The organism is Rhodoferax ferrireducens (assembly GCF_031458075.1).
GTDB lineage: Bacteria > Pseudomonadota > Gammaproteobacteria > Burkholderiales > Burkholderiaceae_C > Rhodoferax_B > Rhodoferax_B ferrireducens_A.
This window is the reverse complement of sequence record NZ_JAVDXT010000002.1, coordinates 773,469-792,101: the sequence shown is the minus strand read 5'-3', so window position 1 is coordinate 792,101 and position 18,633 is coordinate 773,469. Positions and strand designations below refer to the sequence as shown.

The window sequence follows — 18,633 nt, the reverse complement described above, 5'->3', positions numbered from 1 at the left end:
CTGGTAGCATGCCAATCGCACACTACCTGCCACCGACACAATGACACAGCCTACAGCCTTCACCCTCGCCGTCCACGGCGGCGCGGGCACGATTCTGCGCAGCAGCATGAGCCCCGAGCGCGAAGCCGCCTACCACGCCGGCCTGCGCCGGGCCCTGGAAGCCGGGCGCCTGGTACTGGCGGCCGGCGGCGCGGCGCTCGACGCCGTCACCGCTGCGGTGATGGAACTGGAGGACGAGCCGCTGTTCAACGCCGGCCGCGGCGCGGTCTACACCAGCGCCGGCCAGCAGGAGATGGACGCCGCCATCATGGACGGCCGCAACCACGCAGCCGGCGCCGTGGCCGGCATCTGCGGGCCACGCAACCCCATCCTGGCCGCGCGTGCGGTGATGGAGCAATCCGAACACGTATTGCTGATCGGCGACAGCGCCCTCGCCTTCTGCCAGGCCCAGGGCATCGCCATGGAAGATGCCGCCTACTTCTTCACCCAAGCGCGCTGGCAGGCCTTGCAAGAGACTCTGGCCATGCGCCGCAGCGGTACGCAAGACCAGGACGAATCACGCAAGCACGGCACGGTGGGCGCGGTGGCGCGCGACAGGCACGGCCACCTGGCGGCCGCCACCTCCACCGGCGGCATGACCGCCAAGGCGCCGGGGCGCGTGGGCGACAGCCCGGTCATCGGCGCCGGCACCTGGGCCGATGATGCGACTTGCGCGGTATCAGCTACCGGCCATGGGGAAATATTCATCCGCTATGCCGCAGCACATGAAATCGCTTCGCGGCTGCGCCACGCCGGGCAGTCGCTGGATGTGGCTGCGCACGCAGTGGTGGTGGATCTGCTGGCGCCGCAGGGCGGCTCGGGCGGCGTCATTGCAGTAGACAAGGATGGCAATTTTGCACTGCCATTCAACTGCGCGGGCATGTACCGCGGCGTGGTGACTGCCGACGGTGTATTGCGCACCGCCATCTACGACGAACCGTTAGAGGATTACGGGCAGGTTTGATGGTCTGCGGAGCGGGCCGCCGGACACCGTTGGCGAACCCAATTCCAAAACAGCCTCACAGCGCGAATCGACACCTCTTCCAGAGATACCGTGGAACCGGCTTTGCCGGGCCACTGGTATCGCCCCCTGCAAGGGGGTTGGCGAAGACACGAAGTGCGTAGCCTGGGGGTGTTACTGAATCACTACGACTTCGACGCGGCGGGCTTCGGCGTTGCTGCCGCTGCCGGTCAGCATCTCGGGCTTGACCAGCTCGATCTTGTCGGCCACCACACCCAGGCCGACCAGGGTGTCGCGCACTGCCAGGGCGCGCTGCTTGGCCAGTTCTTCGTTCTTCGCCTGGTCGCCCGTGGCGTCGTGGAAGCCGCTGATGCGCAGCGACTTGCCCTCCGAACCCAGCTTCACCACGTCGGCCAAAGCTTCTTTGGCGCCGGCGGCTATATCGGCCTTGGCGGTAGCGAAGTAGAACTTGACCACGCCGTTTTCCACCTTGACGCTGGCGCCATCGATCTCCACCACTTCCGCCGCTGCGGGCGCGGCTTGCTTGGGCATATGGGTTTTGTAGATGCCCAGGCCGATCACCAGGCCAATGACGGCCGCAACCACGCCAAACAAAATCGCCAGTACTACGCCAGGGCCGGTATCGTCGTCAGAAGAAAACATGTTCAGGTCTCCAAGAAAAGAATCGGCCGATTGTAGAGGACCAAGGTGACAGGCCAAAGCCCGCCAGAATTTAGAAGAATAATGGCTCTGGCGCAGGTACTACCTGCGCCAGCAGCTAGCAATTATGTAGCATTTTGTAAGCCCACCACCGCCTGTGCCAGGGCGTCCACGCCAGCCGGCGTCAGATCCTGCGTCTCCAGGCTCTGCCGGGCCGTCCAGGCGCTGAAGTTATTGCTCTGCGAACGGCCATAGTGCGGGTCGTAGTGCAGCGCCATCAGCTCGGCAAACAAGGCTGGCAGATTACCCTCCAGCGCCCAGGCCTGCCAGCGCGCGATCACCTGCTTGCCGTGCAAGTCCTTCAGGTAGCCCAGCTTGTCGGCCAGCAGCTGCGGGGCGTCGCCCAGGTAGGCGTAATCGCGCAGCAGGTAGTCGAGCCGGGCGGCCGGCGTGGCACGGATCTCGATGCAGGGGCTGGCGCGCAAGCGCAGCAGCAGCGGTGTCGGCAGGGTCAGGCGACCGATCTTGCGGCTTTCGCCCTCCACATACAGCGGGCGCGCCGGGTCCAGGTTTTCCAGCACATGGGCGATGCCGGTCTCGAAAGCGGTTTGCGAGGGCTGGGCCTGGCCCGGCACCGCACCCAGGATCGAGCCCTTGTGCACCGCCAGGCCTTCCAGGTCCAGCACCTGGTGGCCTTGCGCGGCCAGCGCCTGCAGCACCCGGGTCTTGGCGCTGCCGGTGGCGCCCACCAGCACCCGCAGCGGCAGGGTCGGGCATTGCGCTTCCAGCGTGTCGATCACATAGCGGCGCCAGGACTTGTAGCCGCCGGCCAGCTGCTGCGCGTCCCAGCCGACCAGGCGCAGCCAGGTCACCATGGAGCCGCTGCGCAGCCCGCCACGCCAGCAGTAGACCAGCGGCTTCCAGTTGGCCGGCTGCTCGGCAAACTGCCCGCGCAAATGCCTGGCCAGGTTCTCCGCCACCATGGCGCCGCCGACCCGCCGCGCCTCGAAAGCGCCCTGCTGCTTGTACAGGGTGCCGACGATGACGCGCTGGGCGTCGTCCAGCACCGGACAGTTGATCGCGCCGGGGATGTGGTCGATGGCGAACTCGGCCGGCGAACGCGCGTCGATCAGCGTGTGGAAGCCATGCCGGTCCACGACCCGGGTAGGGGCTCTCATGCTGTCACCCCCGCTGGCACAATCGGAGTCTCCATGAAACCAACATCAGAACCCATTGCATTGACCCAGTTTTCGCACGGTGGCGGCTGCGGGTGCAAGATTGCGCCCGGCTTGCTGGCGGAGATTTTGGCACGCGCACCCCAGGGCCTGGTGCCGCCCGAGCTGCTGGTCGGCACGGAAACCAGCGATGACGCGGCCGTCTACCGCCTGAACGACACCCAGGCGCTGGTGGCGACCACCGACTTCTTCACCCCCATCGTCGACGATGCTTTTGATTTCGGCCGCATCGCCGCCACCAATGCGCTGAGCGACATCTACGCCATGGGCGGCACGCCCATCATGGCGCTGGCCCTGGTCGGCATGCCCATCGCCAAGCTGCCACCCGAGGTAATCGGCCAGGTGCTGGCCGGTGGCGCCGCGGTCTGCCGCGAAGCCGGCATTCCGATTGCCGGCGGCCATTCCATCGACGTGCTGGAACCGATCTACGGCCTGGTCGGCCTGGGCCTGGTGCACCCCGACAAGGTACGCCGCAACGCCGATGCCCAGGCCGGCGACGTGCTGGTGCTAGGCAAGCCGCTGGGCGTGGGCATTCTGTCGGCGGCGCTGAAAAAAGGCCTGCTGGATGCCGACGGCTATGCGCAGATGGTCCACCACACCACCCAGTTGAACAAGGTCGGCATCACGCTGGCGCAAATCGATGGCGTGCACGCCATGACCGATGTGACCGGCTTCGGCCTGGCCGGCCATTTGCTGGAGATCTGCCGCGGTTCGGGCCTGTCGGCCCAGGTGGATGCCAACACACTGCCGCTGATCGCCAGCGCGGTAGCGTTTGCCCAGCAAGGCATCGCCACCGGCGCGTCGGCGCGCAACTGGGACGGCTATGGCGGCCAAGTGCAATGGACCGGCAGCGACTGGCTGAAAGCCCTGGTCACCGACCCGCAAACCAGCGGCGGCCTGCTGGTCAGCTGCAGCGCCGACGCGGCACCGGCCGTGCTGGCGGCGTTCCACCAGGCCGGCTTTGCCCAGGCCGCGCAGATCGGCCATATGCAAGCCGCAACGCAAGCCACCACCCAGGGGCAGTTGCTGTCGTTTTAAACGTGAACCACCGCGTCATCCCCCTGTTCGACCAGCGCCTGCAGGCGCTGCACACTGCCATGCCTGCGACCATGGCCGACGGCCCTTTGGCCGACCAGTTGGGCCGGCCGCTGCACGACCTGCGCATCAGCGTCACCGACCGCTGCAACTTCCGCTGCAGCTACTGCATGCCGAAAGCGGTGTTCGACAAGGACTACCCCTATCTGCCGCACAGCGCGCTGCTGAGCTTCGAGGAAATCACCCGCGTCGCCAGCGTGTTTGCGGCCCAGGGCGTGCGCAAGATCCGCCTGACCGGCGGCGAGCCGCTGCTGCGCAAGAACATCGAAGTGCTGATTGCCCAGCTGGCCGCGCTGCGCACCCCCGACGGCCAGCCGCTGGACCTGACCCTGACCACCAACGGCGCACTGCTGGCACGCAAGGCCCAGGCCTTGAAAGACGCCGGCCTGCAGCGCCTGACGGTCAGCCTGGACGGGCTCGACGACACGGTGTTTCGCCGCATGAACGACGTGGACTTCCCGGTGCGCGACGTGCTCGACGGGCTGGAGGCCGCGCACAAGGTCGGCCTCGGGCAGAACGGTGGCTTGAAAGTGAACATGGTGGTGCAGCGCGGCACCAACGAGCATGAAATCCTGCCCATGGCCGAACGCTTCAAGGGCACGGGCATGGTGCTGCGCTTCATCGAATACATGGACGTGGGCGCCACCAATGGCTGGCGCATGGACCAGGTCGTGCCCTCGGCCGAAGTCATCCAGACCCTGCAAAACCGCTGGCCGCTGCGCGCGCTGGCGCCCACCGCGCCCGGCGAAACGGCCCAGCGCTGGGCCTATGCCGACGGCAGCGGCGAGGTCGGCGTAATCAGCAGCGTGACCCAGGCGTTTTGCGCCGACTGCAGCCGTGCCCGTCTGTCCACCGACGGCAAACTCTTCCTCTGCTTGTTCGCCAGCCAGGGCCACGACCTGCGCGGTCTGCTGCGCAGCGGCGCCGGCGACGCGGAGCTGGCCAACGCCATCCGCGCCATCTGGCAGGGCCGCAGCGACCGCTACTCCGAGCTCCGCGCCGCCATGGCGCCAGACACCGGTGGCGGCGCGCGGCGGGTGGAGATGAGCTACATCGGTGGCTGAGATGGACCTGCACAGCATCACCGGCCTGGTGCTCGCAGGGGGCCAGGGCACCCGCATGGGCGGGCTGGACAAGGGCTTGCAAAGCTACCGCGGCCAGCCGCTGGCGCTGCACGCGCTGCAGCGGCTGCGGCCGCAGGTTGGCAGCCTGCTGCTCAGCGCCAACCGCCATCTGGACGCCTACGCGGCCTTCGGCGTACCGGTCTGGCCGGATGCGGACAATGACTTCGCCGGCCCGCTGGCCGGTCTGCTGGCCGGGCTCAGCCACTGCACCACGCCCTACCTGGCCAGCGTGCCCTGCGATGCCCCCCTGTTCCCCACCGACCTGGTGGCGCGGCTGGCCGCAGCCCAGAGCGCTGCCGATGCCGACATCGCCATGGCCAGCGCGCCCGACGCCCACGGCGTGTTGCGCACCCAACCGGTGTTCTGCCTGCTGCGCACCAGCCTGCGGCGCAGCCTGGCGCAGTTTCTGGCCGTAGGCGGCCGCAAGGTCGGGCTCTGGACGGCGCTGCACCATTGCGTGACCGTGCCGTTCACCGAGACCCAGGATACCCAGGCCTTTTTCAACGCGAATACGCTGGCCGAACTGCACGGCCTCGAACCATGAACACCCTAGCCCAGATCGCCGCCAGCCTGCCCGGCTACCAGCCGCAGAACCTGTCCGTCAGCGCCGCCAGCGCCTTTCTGGCGGCGCTGGCCACACCAGTGGACGGCGTGGAAAGGGTGGGTATTTGGGACGCCCTGGGCCGGGTGCTGGCGCAAGACATCGTCTCGCCCATCAGCGTGCCGCCGCACGACAACTCGGCCATGGACGGCTATGCCTATGCATCCGCCAGCAGTACCCTGCCGAGCAGCGCCCCGGTCCTGCTGCAGGTGGTCGGCAGCGTGCTGGCCGGCCAGGCCTGGCAAGGGGCGCTGCAGGCCGGGCAGTGCCTGAAGATCATGACCGGCGCCGCCCTGCCCGCCGGGCTGGACACGGTGGTGCCGTTCGAAGCCGTCACGCTGCAGGGCGAACACATCAGCTTCGCCCCGCTGCGCCCCGGCGCAAACCGGCGCCGCGCGGGTGAAGACCTGCTGCAAGGCCAGGCCGCGCTACGCCAGGGTGACCGCCTGACGCCCGCCGCGCTGGGCCTGCTGGCCAGCCTGGGCCTGGCCACGGTGCCGGTGCTGCGCCGGCTGCGCGTCGCCTATTTTTCCACCGGCGACGAAATCCTCAGCCTGGGCGAGGCGCCGCGCGCCGGCGCGGTGTTCGACAGCAACCGCTACACCGTGACCGGCCTGCTCCGCCAGCTGGGCGTGGAGGTGCTGGACCTGGGCGTGGTGCGCGACGACCCGGCCCTGCTGCAGGCCGCGCTGCACAGCGCCGCCCAGCAGGCCGACGCCATCCTGACCAGCGGCGGCATGAGCGCCGGCGACGCCGACCACACCCGCAGCATGCTGGGCACACTGGGCGAGGTGGTGTTCTGGCAGCTGGCGATCAAACCCGGGCGGCCGATGGCGGTCGGCCGCATGGCGGCCAATTTACAAACCAAAACCGGCTCTAGCGCAGATTCCACCAGCGCAAGAAGCTACACAAACCATAGCAAACCACCCGCCGTGCTGTTCGGCCTGCCGGGCAATCCGGTGGCGGTGATGGTGGTGTTTCTGGCCCTGGTGCGCCCGGCCCTGCTGCAGATGATGGGCTGCAACGCGGCCAGCAGCGCCGCCGCGCCGTTGCAGCAGGTACGCAGCGCCCAGGCGATCCGCAAGCGGCCGGGCCGCACCGAATACCTGCGCGGCATCGTCGAGACTGCGGCCGATGGCAGCCTGTGGGTGCGGCTGACCGGCCACCAGGGATCGGGCATGCTGAGTTCCATGGTGCAGGCGAATGGCCTGCTGGTGCTGGCCGAGGCCCAGGGCGATGTGGCCGAGGGCGATACCGTCAGCGTCATGCCGCTGAACGCTTAGGCGCCTAGGCCCGTAAAGCCTGCTCGGCCCGCTGCTCCAGCCAGGCCAGCACCTGGGCCAGCGGCATAGGCCGGGCCAGCCAGTAGCCCTGCATCAAATAGCAGCCCAGCGCCCGCAGCTGCTCGTACTCCTGTTCGGTTTCTATGCCTTCGGCAATCACGTCCAGGCCAAGTTCGGCGCCCAGCGCGATGATCACCTTGGCGATGCGGGCGTCGCCGTGGCCGAGCTGGATGACGAAGGAACGGTCGAGCTTGAGGGTGGAAAACGGCAGGCTCTGCAGCCGGTGCAGCGACGAATAGCCAGTACCGAAGTCGTCCAGGTGCAGATGGAAGCCGGCCCGCGCCAGCGCCTGCAGCTGCAGCTGGGCCAGCTCCGAGTCCTTGGCCACTGCGGTTTCGGTCAGCTCGAAATGCACGCAGGAGCGCGGCAGATCGGCCTGGTCGACCAGCGCGCACATTTCCTCGACCAGGGTGGTGCTCATCAGTTGCTTGGCCGACAGGTTGATGTTGACCACCTGCCGCGACTCTAGCTCCAGCAGCGCGGGCAAGGCCACCACCACCTTGCGGGCAATGGCCATGCCCAGGGCCATGATCAGGCCCGATTCCTCGGCTATCGGGATGAACTTGTCGGGCGGGCAGAAACCGCCGTCCAGCGGCCAGCGGGCCAGGGCCTCGAGCATGGGCGTGGCGCCGTTGCGCACGTCGACGATGGGCTGGAACCACACCTCCAGCTGGTCGTTCAGCAGGCATTCGCGCAGGCGCTGCTCCAGCAGCATGCGCTCCTGCACATTGCCCAGCATGGTGTCGGTGTAGTAGCTGCAGCGGCCTTTGCCAGCGCGCTTGGCGTCGTACATGGCCAGGTCGGCATTGCGCATCAGGCTGTCCTTGTCGGCCTGGCCGCTTGCAAAACTGACGCCAATGGAGCAACTGACGGTGAGGTTCGAGCCCTGGTACTGGCGGGTCCGGGCAATGGTTTCCTGCACCCGCTCGGCAAAATGCCGTACCCCCAGCGCATCCGAATGGCCGACATACAGCAACGCGAATTCGTCGCCGCCCAGGCGCACCACCAGGTCGCTGCCGCGGATCAGCTGCTCCAGCGAGCGGGCAATCGCCACCAGCAGAAAGTCGCCGGCCTCGTGGCCCAGCGAGTCGTTGATGAGTTTGAAGTCGTCCAGGTCGACCAGCAGCACGGCCAAGGTCAGCTCGGGCTGGCGGGCCTGCTGGGCCAGCAGGCGATCGAGTTGCTCGTACAGCAGGCGGCGGTTGCCCAGGTCGGTCAGCGCATCGGTGCGCACATCGCGCTCCAGCCCCTTACGCGCCACCCCCAAGGCCGAGACCATGGTGTTCAGCGATACCGCCAGCGCATCCAGCTCGTCTTCGCCGTGCACCGGCCACTGCCGGGTGGATGCCAGGTCGCTGCTGCGCTGGCTGCGGGCCAGCCGGGCGAACAGGCCCAGGCGCTTGAGGATCAGCCGGTCCAGCAGCACCACCACCGCCACCGCGCCCAGCAGCGCCATCACCAGGGCGTTGGCCAGCAACAGCAGTTTGCTGGTGGTTTTGTGCTCGCCCAGCACATGCGGCGCCTCGACCAGCAGACGCACCGCGCCGGGGCCGCGCACATCCGCCAATGTGGCGGGCGCGGGCTGGGGCAGCTCGCCCGCAATCGCCGGACCCACCGCGCCCGGGCCCAGCAAGTGGAAGCGGCTGCCGGTGAGCTGCATCATCCGCGACAAGCGGGCCGACTGCCATTCGCGGCCCATCAGCATCCAGCCCACGACGGGCGCGCCCGGCTGGCGCATGCGCACCGGGCTGAACACCACCAGCACCGGCTGGCCGTCCAGCCAGAGCTTGAAGTCGCCACCGCTCTCGCGCTGCTCCACCGGGATGGCCATCAGCGCGGGAATAGTCTCGACCAGCACGGGATCGCTGGCCCGCAGCGGCTCCACCAGGCCCCGCCGCACGTCCACGCTGGAATGCAGCCGCCCCTCGGGGGTCAAGAAAGCGATGTAGTCGACATCGAGGTTGTGCAGCGCTTCGACGGTGAAGGTCTGCCACAGGTACTGGGCCAGAAAGCTCTGCAGGTGGGCGGCCGTGTCGTCCCAGATGCCGTAGTCGAGCACCGTGCGCTGCAGCGACGCCACCTCTTCGCGCAAACCCAGGTCTACCCGCAGAAACTGGTCGTGGGCCGCACGCTCCTCGTAGGCCGCCAGGCTGCGGTCCATCAGTGCCGCGCTCACCATGAAGCTGACCGCCCCCACTACAAACAGCAGCAGAGCCAGTAGCCCCAGAATTCGGGCACGCAGGCTGTTCATGGGTTCATGCGGTGATCGCCGTCGAGGAAAACGAGTTGCGCCTATCGTAAGGGCAAACCCCAAAGCATGCCGCACAATTGTCGACATTGGTAGAGCCCCCGATGCGGGCCATTTTTTAAGAGGATTCAGCGCATGGCAGCACGGCATAGCACCCAAGGCCAGTCGGCCATCACCCTGCAGCGGTGGTTGTTCCTGGGGTATCTGGTGTTCGTCATCTACGGCAGCCTGGTGCCGCTGGACTTCGTAGCCCACCCGGTGGATGCCGCGCTGGCCGATCTGCTGGCGCTGCGCGACCTGCCGCTGGACTTTTCCTCGCGCTCCGACTGGGCGACCAATCTGGTGCTGTTCATCCCGCTGACCTTTCTGGCCTTGCAAAGCCTGGGCCTGCGCGGCCTGGGTCGCCTGCCGGCCGGGGTGCTGGTGGCGCTGGCGGCCAGCGCGCTGGCGGTGGCTATCGAGTTCACCCAGATGTTCTTTCCGCCGCGCACGCCGTCGCAGAACGACATCGTGGCCTTGAGCATCAGCGGCGCCATCGGCGTGCTGGCGCAGTGGGCGGCTGGCGCGCGGGTGCAGGCCTGGCTGACCGGCTACTGGCACTACGAGAAGCAAAGCGACAAGATTTCGCGCCTGCTCAAGGCCTATTTGTTCGTGCTGTTCGCCTTCAATGTGATGCCGCTGGACCTGGCGATCAGCCCGGTGGAGATCTTCCACAAATGGCGCGACGGCCACCTGATTTTGCTGCCGTTTGGCGGGCTCAAGGGCTCGCCCGCCGAGATGCTGTACCAGGTGCTGAGCGACATCCTGATCTGGGTGCCGGCCGGCGCGCTGTGGGCCTTGCGGCCCGGCCATGGCATCTGGCGGGTGGCACGCAAAGGCTTGCTGGCGGCGGCCACGGTGGAGTTTCTGCAGCTGTTCGTGATGTCGCGCACCACCGATGTCACCTCGGTCGGCCTGGCAGCGCTGGGCTGCGCGCTGGGCGCCGTCGGCGTGCTGCGTGTGGCGCACAAGACCCTGGGGCTATCGCATGTGGCCTCGAATACCTGGCTGGCCTGGTGGGGCGGCTGGCTGCTGGCCACCCTGGCCGTGTTCTGGCTGCCCTTCGACTTCGACACCGCCCGCCTGAGCTGGGCCGCGGTGGTCGAGGCCTTTACCCGCACGCCGTTGAACAACTACTACTTCGAGTCCGAGTTCATGGCGCTCAACGAGGTGCTGCGCAAGATCGGCTTCTTCATCCCCGGCGGGCTGCTGCTGGCGCTGTCCGGCCTGGCACCGCATACCGGTGGGCGCAAGCCCTCGGCACGGCCGGTATGGGTGTTGTTTCTGTGTGCCTTGCTGATCGAATCCGGCCAATTGCTGCTGCCCGAACGGGTGGCCGACCTGACCGACTTTTTATTGGAGTCCCTGGGCGGCCTGATAGGGTACAAAATAGCCTACTGGATCGGTCAACCTCGTATACACCCCACGCCCATGACCTCTACACCCGCCCCCCATACCGCGCCCGCCGCGCTGGCGCCGCACAGCGCCTCGACCCCCTTGTCACCCCTGGACAGCGGACACATGGCGCTGTACGCCGTGCCCAAGCCGCCCATAGGCTACAAGACGCATCTGCTGTGGTGGGCCTTGACCGCGGTGCTGCTGGGCGTGCTGCTGAACCTGCCGTTCGTCCCCTACAACCTGCGCGAACTGGTGGAGCCCGGCGCCTGGGGCGTGGTGTCGGTGGCCGGCCTGGCGCTGGCCCTGCACTGGATCGCCAATGCCCCGTTCCTGCTGCTGCCGGCCCAGCGCCGCCCCTACCTGCTGGCGCTGCCGCTGACACTGCTGGGGCATGGCCTGGTCACCTGGGTGCTGCTGCGGATTTCCGTGCCGCTGGAGAGCATTTACGACGTTGCCGGCTCGCCGGTGCTCGGCTGGCCCTGGGAATGGGAGCTGATGGGCCGCTACCTGGGCCTGCACGTGGCGGTGATGCTGCAGGTGCTGGGCGCGGTGCTGCTGGTGCGCACGCTGCAGCGCACCAGCACCTTGTCCGACGTGGTGTACTGGCTGATGGTCAGCCTGATACTGGCCTGGCCGCTGTACACGCTGAACGTCACCTGGGCCGATACCGACAACCTGGTCGAGCTGATGGGCGACCACGCCAGCTTCAGCGCCGCATCGGCCATGGCCGCCGGCCTGCTGATGGCCTGCCTGGCGGGTACGGCGCTGTCGGCCGCTGCAGTGCGCGGCTGCCCCAAGCGCTGGCGCCTGCTGGGCGTATCGGTGTTTTCCGCCGGCACCGCCACCCTGCTGTTCTGGGCCGGCGCCGAGCACCTGATCGTCAAGTACGGGCAGGCGTTCTCGGCCTTCCAGTTCCTGCTGAGCAGCGACCGCGAACACTACGCCCATGGCCTGAACCTGGCGCTGCGCTATGCGCTGGCTTTTGCCGGTGTCACCGGTGGCCTGGCCATGGTGCAGTGGATGGCCTGGCGCGACTGGCTACGCCAGGACCTGGCCCGCGCCATGGCCCGGCGGGCCAAGCAGAGCGGTGCCACCCGGCCGATGCCGCTGCAAGCCAGGGATTCAAGCCAAATCGGCCTCTAGCGCTTATAAAACTTGCGCGAGCAGCTATTTAAAACATAGCGCTCGCGGTTCTACTGCATGCCCAAAACCTCGATCGCGCACGCTGTGCAGCACTTTTTTCTGGTCCGCCATATCCGCATCCGGCCACGCCTGTTTGCGGCGGCGCTGTTCGGCACCGTGGTGGCGCTGCTGCTCTGCAACTGGCCCGAGGTACTGACCGTGACCCGCCTGGTCATAGGCTGGAACAGCTTTGCCTGCCTGTACCTGCTGCTGACCGCCCACATGGTGCTGCAATCCGACCACGACCGCATGCGCAGCCGGGCCCCACAGCAGGACGAAGGCCGCCGCACCGTGCTGGCCCTGGTGGTGCTGGCCGCGCTGGCCACGCTGGGTGCGATCCTGGCCGAGCTGTCGGTGGTGAAAGACCTGCAAGGCGCCGAACGCTATGTCCACATCGGCCTGGCCGGTCTGACCATCGTCACCTCCTGGGCGTTTACCCAGGTGATGTTCGCCCTGCACTATGCCCATGACTACTACTCGGCCCAGGTCCGCGGCCAAGACGCCGGCCTGCAGTTCCCCGGCACCGACAAGCCCGACTACGGCGACTTCCTGTACTTCGCCTGCATCATCGGCACCTCGGCCCAGACGGCGGACGTCAGCTTCAGCTCGTCGGCCATGCGGCGCACCGGCTTGCTGCACTGCGTGCTGGCCTTCTTCTTCAACACCACCCTGGTGGCGCTGACCATCAATATCGCGTCGGGGCTGCTGTGAACGCACCCGTGCTGCTGGACAGCCTGGCGACCCGCAGCGGCCTGCGCTGGGGCGTGGCCACCCTGCATGCGCCAAGCCGGCTGAACGCGCTGTCCCTGCCCATGCTGCAGGCGCTGGCCCCGCAGCTGGCCGTCTGGGCCGCCGACCCGGCTATCGCCGGTGTGCTGCTGCAGGCCAGCGGCGACAAGGCCTTTTGCGCCGGTGGCGATATCCGCGGCATGTACCACAGCATGCAGGCCAGCGGCACCGGGCCGAACCTGGAGGCGCAGGCCTTTTTCGCCACCCAGTACCGGCTGGACCATGCGGTCCACAGCTACCCCAAGCCCATGCTCTGTTGGGGCCACGGCGTCGCCATGGGCGGCGGCCTGGGGCTGATGGCCGGCGCCTCGCACCGGGTCGTCACCCCGGCCAGCCGCCTGGCCATGCCAGAGATCAGCATAGGCCTGTACCCGGACGTCGGCGGCAGCTGGTTTCTGCGCCGCCTGCCGGGCCGGGTCGGCCTGTTCCTGGCACTGACGGGCGCCCCGCTGAACCCGGCCGACGCGCTGTTCTGTGGCCTGGCGGACTACGGCATCGACCATGCAGACAAGCCCACGGTGCTGGCGCAGCTGGCGGATGCCGATTGGACCGGCGATGCCCCGCAGAACCGCGCCACGCTGTCGCGCCTGTTGGCCACACACAGCTGCAGCCTGCCGGCATCACCGGTACGCGCGCATTTCGACAAGATCCAGCAGCTGCTGACCGGCGACGACCTCATGGACATGGATACCAGACTGCGCGCCCTGCATAGCGGCGACGCCTGGCTGGACAGCGCCGCCGCCAGCTACGCCCAGGGCTCGCCGACCAGCGCCGCGCTGGCGTTCGCGCTCTGGCAGCGCGTGCCGCGCATGTCGCTGGCCGAGGTGCTGCGGCTGGAATACCAGGTCTCGCTGGGCTGCTGCGCACACCCCGACTTTGCCGAAGGCGTGCGCGCCCTGCTGATCGACAAGGACCGCCAACCACGCTGGTCGCCGGCCCGGCTTGCCGATGTCAGCCCGGAATGGATAGCGGATCACTTCCAGCCCCGGCATACGGGCGTGCACCCGCTGGCCGACCTGGTTTAGCCCCAGACCACCGAGCGCATCGAAATGGATGCCGACTGGAAGCTGGTGTTGAAAAAGCGCGGTGCCTCGCTGGCGTCGACCGCACCCGCCGCGTACAGCAAAGGCAGGTAGTGGTCATGCGAGGGATGGGCCATCTGGGCCACCCGGCCCAGCGACTGGAAGCCGGCCAAGGCGGCCAGATCGCCCTTTTGCAGATAGCCGCCAATGGTTTGGTCGAATTCCAGCGCCCAATCGTAGGCCTGGTCGGCCGCCGCCTGGCGCTGGGTGGCGCGCAGGTTGTGCACGATGTTGCCACTGCCGACCACCAGCACGCCGCGTTGGCGCAAAGCTTTCAGCTGCTGGCCCAGCTGGTAGTGCTCCGCCGGCAGCCGGCCGTAGTCCATGCTGAGCTGCAGCACCGGGATCTCGGCCTGCGGGAACATGGGCTTGAGCACCGACCAAGTGCCGTGGTCCAGGCCCCATTCCTCCTTGTCCAGGCCCACCGCCACGGGCCCAGCCGGGCGCAAACCGGCGGCGATCTGCTGGGCCAGCTGGGGCGCGCCGGGCGCCGGGTACTGCTGGTCAAACAGCGCCTGGGGGAAACCGCCGAAGTCGTGGATGGTCTTGGGTTGGGCCATGCCGGTAAGCCACCAGCCGCGCGTCAGCCAGTGGGCCGAGATGCACAGGATCAGCTGCGGCCGCGGCAAGGTCTTGCCGAATTCCTGGCCCAGCGCCTGCCAGCTGCGGCGGTAGGCGTTGTCGTCGATGGCGTTCATCGGGCTACCGTGGCCCAGAAACAGCACCGGCATGCGTGGCGACGGCTGCAGCGTCGCCAGCAGGCTGCGGGCATCGGCTACGGGCGAGAAATTCACCAGGGTTCCGGCTGCGGCGGCCGTTCCGCCCAGGCTTAAAAGGGTTCTACGTTGCATGGCGTGGCAGATTCCATAAAAACGCCAAAAGTTTCTACATTGGTGCGGATTTCGAACAATATGCCAAAATTCTGTGCGAAGGGGCACAGACTGAACGCCCTATCGCGGCGCATATTGGTGTTTCCTCTCCATTTATATGCCGTCTACAACTGCTATATTGCACTGCAACATTTTCCCCACGTTTAGGTCGCCATGCTTTACCAAATCTACGAAACCCAACGCTCGCTGATGGAGCCTTTTGCGGATTTTGCGCAAGCTGCCGCCAAACTCTACGGTAGTTCACAGTCTCCATTCGGCAAGAACACCTTGTCGCAGCGCATGTCAGCCGGCTACGACCTGCTGTACCGCCTGGGCAAAGACTACGAAAAGCCCACCTTCGGCCTGCAAACCATCAACGCCGACGGCGTCGATATTGCGATCCAGGAACGTGTGGAGATTGACAAGCCCTTCTGCGAGCTGCGCCGCTTCAAGCGCTTCACCGACGATGTGAACACGCTGACCAAGCTCAAAGGCCAGCCCGCGGTGCTGATCGTCGCCCCCTTGTCAGGCCACTACGCCACCCTGCTGCGCGACACGGTGAAAACCATGCTGAAAGACCACAAGGTCTACATCACCGACTGGAAGAATGCGCGCCTGGTCCCGTTGAGCGAAGGCGAGTTCCACCTCGACGACTATGTGAACTACGTGCAGGAGTTCATCCGCCACCTGCAAGGCATTTACGGCAACTGCCATGTGATGAGCGTCTGCCAGCCCACGGTACCGGTGCTGGCCGCTGTCTCGCTGATGGCCTCGCGCGGCGACCTCACGCCCCTGAGCATGACCATGATGGGTGGCCCGATCGACGCCCGCAAATCGCCCACCGCGGTGAACAACCTGGCCATGAACAAGAGCTACGAGTGGTTCGAGAACAATGTGATCTACAAGGTGCCGGCCAGCTTCCCGGGTGCCGGCCGCAAGGTCTACCCCGGATTTCTGCAGCACACCGGCTTCGTGGCCATGAACCCGCAGCACCACGCCAAGAGCCACTTCGACTACTTCAAGGATCTGATCAAGGGTGACGACGTGAGCGCCGAAGTGCACCGCAAGTTCTACGACGAATACAACGCCGTACTGGACATGGACGCGCATTACTACCTGGAAACCATCGCCACCGTGTTCCAGGACTTCAAGCTGGTCAATGGCACCTGGGAGGTGCGCGGCATCGACGGCAAGATCGAGCTGGTCAAGCCGCAAGACATCACCGCCAGCGCCTTGCTAACGGTGGAAGGCGAGCTGGACGACATCTCGGGCTCGGGCCAAACCCGTGCCGCGCACGACCTGTGCACCGGCATCGTGGCCAAGGAACAGCACCACATGGAAGTGCCGGGCGCAGGCCATTACGGCATCTTCAGCGGCCGGCGTTGGCGCGATCTGGTCTACCCGCATGTCAAGGCCTTCATCCAGGCGCACAACACCGTGGCGGCAGCCCCCAAGGCCGAGGCGGCCACTCCCGCACCCGTGGCAGCCGCCCCGGTAGCGGCCAAACCCAAGGAAGCGCCTGTAGCGGCCGCAAAACCCAAAGCCGTGCGCGCCAAACCCAAGGCTGTGGCAGCTAAACCGGCTGTGGTGGTGGTTGCTGCGCCCACTGCCCCGGCAGTCAAGCTGACGGCGGTTGCCAGCCCCGCGCCCAAAGCAGTGGCCACCAAGCCCGTCGTACGCAAGGCCTGAGACCGGGCTAGAGCGCAACTTGCTGTCTGTTCCAAGCCTGGCCGAGCGCATCAACGCGGCACTGCCGCAAACCCAGTGCACGCGCTGCGGCTACCCGGATTGCGCGGCCTACGCCGAGGCCATCGCCAGCGCTGCAGCGCCGATCAACCAGTGCCCACCCGGCGGCGCCGAAGGCATACAGCGGCTGGCACAGATCACCGGCCGGCCCGCACTGCCACTGAGTGCCGAGCACGGCGTGGAGGCGCCGCGCATGCTGGCGGTGATCGACGAAGCCTGGTGCATAGGCTGCACGCTGTGCATCGCTGCCTGCCCGACCGATGCCATCCTGGGCAGCAACAAGCGCATGCACACCGTCATCAGCGCGCACTGCACCGGCTGCGAGCTGTGCATTCCTGTGTGCCCGGTAGACTGCATCCAGCTGGAAAATGCCAGCGGCGTGCGGACCGGCTGGAGCGCCTGGTCAGACGCGCAAGCCGACAAAGCCCGCGAACGCTATGAATTTCATAGCTTGCGGCACAATGCGGACGAGCGCCAGGGGCTTAAAAAGCTGGAAGAATTAGACGATGCCGACAGCAACACCGCTGACAGCCCGGCACCCGACGCCAAGAAAGCCCTGATCGCCGCCGCCCTGGCCCGCTCGCGCGCCCAGCGCGCGGCCAAGCCGTCCTGAGCAAGCCCTTATTCCAATTTCAGATCCATACGAGATTAGGCGCGAAGCCGCAGACAGTGCTTTAGCACGGCAAGGCGAAGCAACGACATATTCGGATGGATCTGGAAATGGAATTAGCCTGCAGCCAGACGGCTGAACGCGTCCACCACCGCCGGCGGCGCCTGCACCAGCTCCACCAGCACGCCCTCGCCGGCAATCGGAAACTCTTCGCTGGCCTTGGGGTGCAAGAAGCAGATGTCAAAACCCGCCGCACCCGGGCGGATACCGCCGGGCGCAAAGCGCACGCCCTGGGCCGTCAGCCATGCCACCGCCGCCGGCAGATCGTCGATCCACAGACCGACGTGGTTTAGCGGCGTGGTGTGCACCGCCGGCTTCATCGAAGGGTCCAGCGGCTGCATCAGATCGACCTCCACCTTGAACGGGCCGCTGCCAATCGCGCAGATGTCTTCATCGACGTTCTCGCGTTCGCTTACATAGTTGCCGGTGACCTCCAGGCCCAGCATGTCGACCCACAGCGTACGCAGCCGCTGCTTGTCCAGCCCACCAATGGCGATCTGCTGGACGCCCAGCACTTTGAAGGGCCGCATCAGGCTGCCAGCATGCCGCTGGTCGGCAAGCCCAGCTTGGCCAGCAGCTGGCGATCCGCCTCCACATCCGGGTTGCCGGTGACCAACAGCTTGTCGCCGTAGAAGATCGAATTCGCGCCGGCCAGGAAGCACATGGCCTGCACGGCTTCGCCCATTTGCTGGCGGCCGGCGGACAGGCGTACGCGGGCGGTCGGCATGGTGATGCGGGCCACGGCGATCACGCGCACGAACTCCAGCGGGTCCAGCGGTGGCGCATCGGCCAGCGGCGTGCCGGCCACGCGCACCAGGTTGTTCACCGGTACCGATTCGGGATAGCTGGGCTCCAGATTCGCCAGTTGGGCCACCAGGCCGGCGCGCTGGGCCCGGGTTTCGCCCATGCCGACGATGCCGCCGCTGCAGACCTTGACGCCGGCGCCGCGCACGCGGTCCAGCGTGTCCAGCCGGTCCTGGTAGACGCGGGTGTCGATGATGTCGCCGTAGAAGTCGGGCGCGGTGTCCAGGTTGTGGTTGTAGTAGTCCAGGCCGGCGTCGCGCAGCTGGGCGGCGTGGCCGTCTTCCAGCATGCCCAGGGTGGCGCAGGTTTCCATACCCAGGGCCTTTACGGCCTTCACCAGCTCGGCCACGTTGTCCACGTCGCGGTCCTTCGGGCTGCGCCAGGCCGCGCCCATGCAGAAACGCGTGGCACCGGCCTCCTGCGCGGCCTTGGCGGCGGCCACCACCACGTCCACGCCCAGCATCTTGGTGGCGGTGACGCCGGTGTCGTAGTGCACCGACTGCGGGCAGTAGCCGCAGTCTTCCGGGCAGCCGCCGGTCTTGATCGACAGCAGGGTCGACAGCTGCACGTCGCCCGCCGGGAAGTTCTCGCGGTGCACGGTTTGCGCACGGTGCATCAGCTCCAGGAAAGGCAGCTCGAACAGCGCCTCGACTTCGGCCAGCGGCCAGCGCTCGTCGGGATTCGCAACCGGCTTGGGAGTGGCGCGGTGCAAGGTGATCGGCTGTTCTAGGGTCGCAGTATTCATGGA

At 67.0% G+C, this 18,633-nt stretch carries 16 protein-coding genes; 10 read left to right on the top strand and 6 right to left on the bottom strand.

Going from position 1 to position 18,633, the window contains the following annotated elements; genetic code table 11:
- Positions 1 to 40 precede the first annotated feature (40 nt).
- Positions 41 to 1,003, top strand: a complete 963-nt coding sequence (locus tag J2X19_RS12695; RefSeq protein WP_310373571.1) for an isoaspartyl peptidase/L-asparaginase family protein — start codon at positions 41 to 43, stop codon at positions 1,001 to 1,003.
- A gap of 171 nt (positions 1,004 to 1,174) precedes the next feature.
- On the opposite strand, the gene J2X19_RS12690 is transcribed toward J2X19_RS12695, so the two are convergent.
- Entirely contained in the window at positions 1,175 to 1,669 is a 495-nt protein-coding gene (locus tag J2X19_RS12690) for an OmpA family protein (protein ID WP_116606553.1), read from the bottom strand.
- A gap of 116 nt (positions 1,670 to 1,785) precedes the next feature.
- A complete protein-coding gene (gene mnmH / locus J2X19_RS12685) occupies positions 1,786 to 2,838 on the bottom strand; it encodes a tRNA 2-selenouridine(34) synthase MnmH (RefSeq protein WP_310373569.1) in 1,053 nt (350 codons plus the stop codon).
- Positions 2,839 to 2,871: 33 nt separating this feature from the next.
- Here mnmH and selD point away from each other — a divergent pair, with 33 nt between their 5' ends.
- Genes selD through moeA form a run of 4 tightly spaced genes read left to right on the top strand, consistent with a single transcriptional unit; the run spans position 2,872 to position 6,998 of the window.
- Positions 2,872 to 3,933, top strand: coding sequence for a selenide, water dikinase SelD (gene selD, locus J2X19_RS12680; RefSeq protein ID WP_310373567.1), 1,062 nt, complete (start codon positions 2,872 to 2,874; stop codon positions 3,931 to 3,933).
- Positions 3,934 to 3,935: 2 nt separating this feature from the next.
- On the top strand, positions 3,936 to 5,054 hold the full coding sequence (moaA, locus tag J2X19_RS12675) for a GTP 3',8-cyclase MoaA (RefSeq protein WP_310373565.1): 1,119 nt from the start codon (positions 3,936 to 3,938) through the stop codon (positions 5,052 to 5,054).
- A gap of 1 nt (position 5,055) precedes the next feature.
- Positions 5,056 to 5,658 carry a molybdenum cofactor guanylyltransferase MobA gene (gene mobA / locus J2X19_RS12670; protein ID WP_310374534.1) on the top strand — a complete coding sequence of 201 codons (603 nt, stop codon included), beginning with the start codon at positions 5,056 to 5,058 and terminating at the stop codon, positions 5,656 to 5,658.
- Entirely contained in the window at positions 5,655 to 6,998 is a 1,344-nt protein-coding gene (gene moeA / locus J2X19_RS12665; RefSeq protein ID WP_310373563.1) for a molybdopterin molybdotransferase MoeA, read from the top strand. Before mobA ends, moeA begins: the two co-directional genes overlap by 4 nt.
- 4 nt (positions 6,999 to 7,002) lie before the next feature.
- Here the strand turns inward: moeA and J2X19_RS12660 are convergent, their stop codons facing one another.
- Positions 7,003 to 9,309 (bottom strand): putative bifunctional diguanylate cyclase/phosphodiesterase, encoded by a 2,307-nt coding sequence (locus tag J2X19_RS12660; protein ID WP_310373561.1) that lies wholly within the window; start codon positions 9,307 to 9,309, stop codon positions 7,003 to 7,005.
- Positions 9,310 to 9,441: 132 nt separating this feature from the next.
- On the opposite strand from J2X19_RS12660, the gene J2X19_RS12655 reads away from it, so the two are divergent.
- From J2X19_RS12655 to J2X19_RS12645, 3 genes are read left to right on the top strand one after another with little or no spacing between them, the layout of a single operon-like run.
- On the top strand, positions 9,442 to 11,886 hold the full coding sequence (locus J2X19_RS12655) for a VanZ family protein (protein WP_310373559.1): 2,445 nt from the start codon (positions 9,442 to 9,444) through the stop codon (positions 11,884 to 11,886).
- Positions 11,887 to 11,943: 57 nt separating this feature from the next.
- Positions 11,944 to 12,636 (top strand): DUF1345 domain-containing protein, encoded by a 693-nt coding sequence (locus J2X19_RS12650; RefSeq protein ID WP_310373556.1) that lies wholly within the window; start codon positions 11,944 to 11,946, stop codon positions 12,634 to 12,636.
- Positions 12,633 to 13,739: an enoyl-CoA hydratase/isomerase family protein gene (locus tag J2X19_RS12645; protein ID WP_310373554.1), complete on the top strand. Its 1,107-nt coding sequence runs from the start codon at positions 12,633 to 12,635 to the stop codon at positions 13,737 to 13,739. Before J2X19_RS12650 ends, J2X19_RS12645 begins: the two co-directional genes overlap by 4 nt.
- On the opposite strand, the gene ygiD is transcribed toward J2X19_RS12645, so the two are convergent.
- Entirely contained in the window at positions 13,736 to 14,647 is a 912-nt protein-coding gene (gene ygiD, locus J2X19_RS12640) for a 4,5-DOPA-extradiol-dioxygenase (protein WP_405048644.1), read from the bottom strand. The genes J2X19_RS12645 and ygiD overlap by 4 nt on opposite strands.
- A gap of 192 nt (positions 14,648 to 14,839) precedes the next feature.
- On the opposite strand from ygiD, the gene J2X19_RS12635 reads away from it, so the two are divergent.
- Complete coding sequence (locus J2X19_RS12635; protein WP_310373553.1) at positions 14,840 to 16,354, top strand: polyhydroxyalkanoate depolymerase; 1,515 nt, start codon at positions 14,840 to 14,842, stop codon at positions 16,352 to 16,354.
- Between the two features lie 19 nt (positions 16,355 to 16,373).
- Positions 16,374 to 17,024, top strand: a complete 651-nt coding sequence (locus J2X19_RS12630; RefSeq protein WP_310373551.1) for an RnfABCDGE type electron transport complex subunit B — start codon at positions 16,374 to 16,376, stop codon at positions 17,022 to 17,024.
- A gap of 113 nt (positions 17,025 to 17,137) precedes the next feature.
- On the opposite strand, the gene J2X19_RS12625 is transcribed toward J2X19_RS12630, so the two are convergent.
- Together J2X19_RS12625 and bioB are read right to left on the bottom strand one after the other, a co-directional pair.
- Positions 17,138 to 17,611, bottom strand: coding sequence for a VOC family protein (locus J2X19_RS12625; RefSeq protein ID WP_310373549.1), 474 nt, complete (start codon positions 17,609 to 17,611; stop codon positions 17,138 to 17,140).
- Entirely contained in the window at positions 17,611 to 18,630 is a 1,020-nt protein-coding gene (gene bioB / locus J2X19_RS12620; RefSeq protein ID WP_310373547.1) for a biotin synthase BioB, read from the bottom strand. Before bioB ends, J2X19_RS12625 begins: the two co-directional genes overlap by 1 nt.
- Positions 18,631 to 18,633 lie beyond the last annotated feature (3 nt).

Excerpts from the sequence above, each read along its gene's own strand:
- ygiD (WP_405048644.1), bottom strand. The coding sequence starts at position 14,647 with ATGCAACGTAGAACCCTTTTAAGCCTGGGCGGAACGGCCGCCGCAGCC.
- J2X19_RS12660 (WP_310373561.1), bottom strand. The coding sequence starts at position 9,309 with ATGAACAGCCTGCGTGCCCGAATTCTGGGGCTACTGGCTCTGCTGCTG.
- J2X19_RS12625 (WP_310373549.1), bottom strand. The coding sequence starts at position 17,611 with ATGCGGCCCTTCAAAGTGCTGGGCGTCCAGCAGATCGCCATTGGTGGG.
- mobA (WP_310374534.1), top strand. The coding sequence starts at position 5,056 with ATGGACCTGCACAGCATCACCGGCCTGGTGCTCGCAGGGGGCCAGGGC.
- mnmH (WP_310373569.1), bottom strand. The coding sequence starts at position 2,838 with ATGAGAGCCCCTACCCGGGTCGTGGACCGGCATGGCTTCCACACGCTG.
- J2X19_RS12650 (WP_310373556.1), top strand. The coding sequence starts at position 11,944 with ATGCCCAAAACCTCGATCGCGCACGCTGTGCAGCACTTTTTTCTGGTC.
- J2X19_RS12655 (WP_310373559.1), top strand. The coding sequence starts at position 9,442 with ATGGCAGCACGGCATAGCACCCAAGGCCAGTCGGCCATCACCCTGCAG.
- selD (WP_310373567.1), top strand. The coding sequence starts at position 2,872 with ATGAAACCAACATCAGAACCCATTGCATTGACCCAGTTTTCGCACGGT.
- J2X19_RS12695 (WP_310373571.1), top strand. The coding sequence starts at position 41 with ATGACACAGCCTACAGCCTTCACCCTCGCCGTCCACGGCGGCGCGGGC.
- J2X19_RS12635 (WP_310373553.1), top strand. The coding sequence starts at position 14,840 with ATGCTTTACCAAATCTACGAAACCCAACGCTCGCTGATGGAGCCTTTT.
- moeA (WP_310373563.1), top strand. The coding sequence starts at position 5,655 with ATGAACACCCTAGCCCAGATCGCCGCCAGCCTGCCCGGCTACCAGCCG.
- bioB (WP_310373547.1), bottom strand. The coding sequence starts at position 18,630 with ATGAATACTGCGACCCTAGAACAGCCGATCACCTTGCACCGCGCCACT.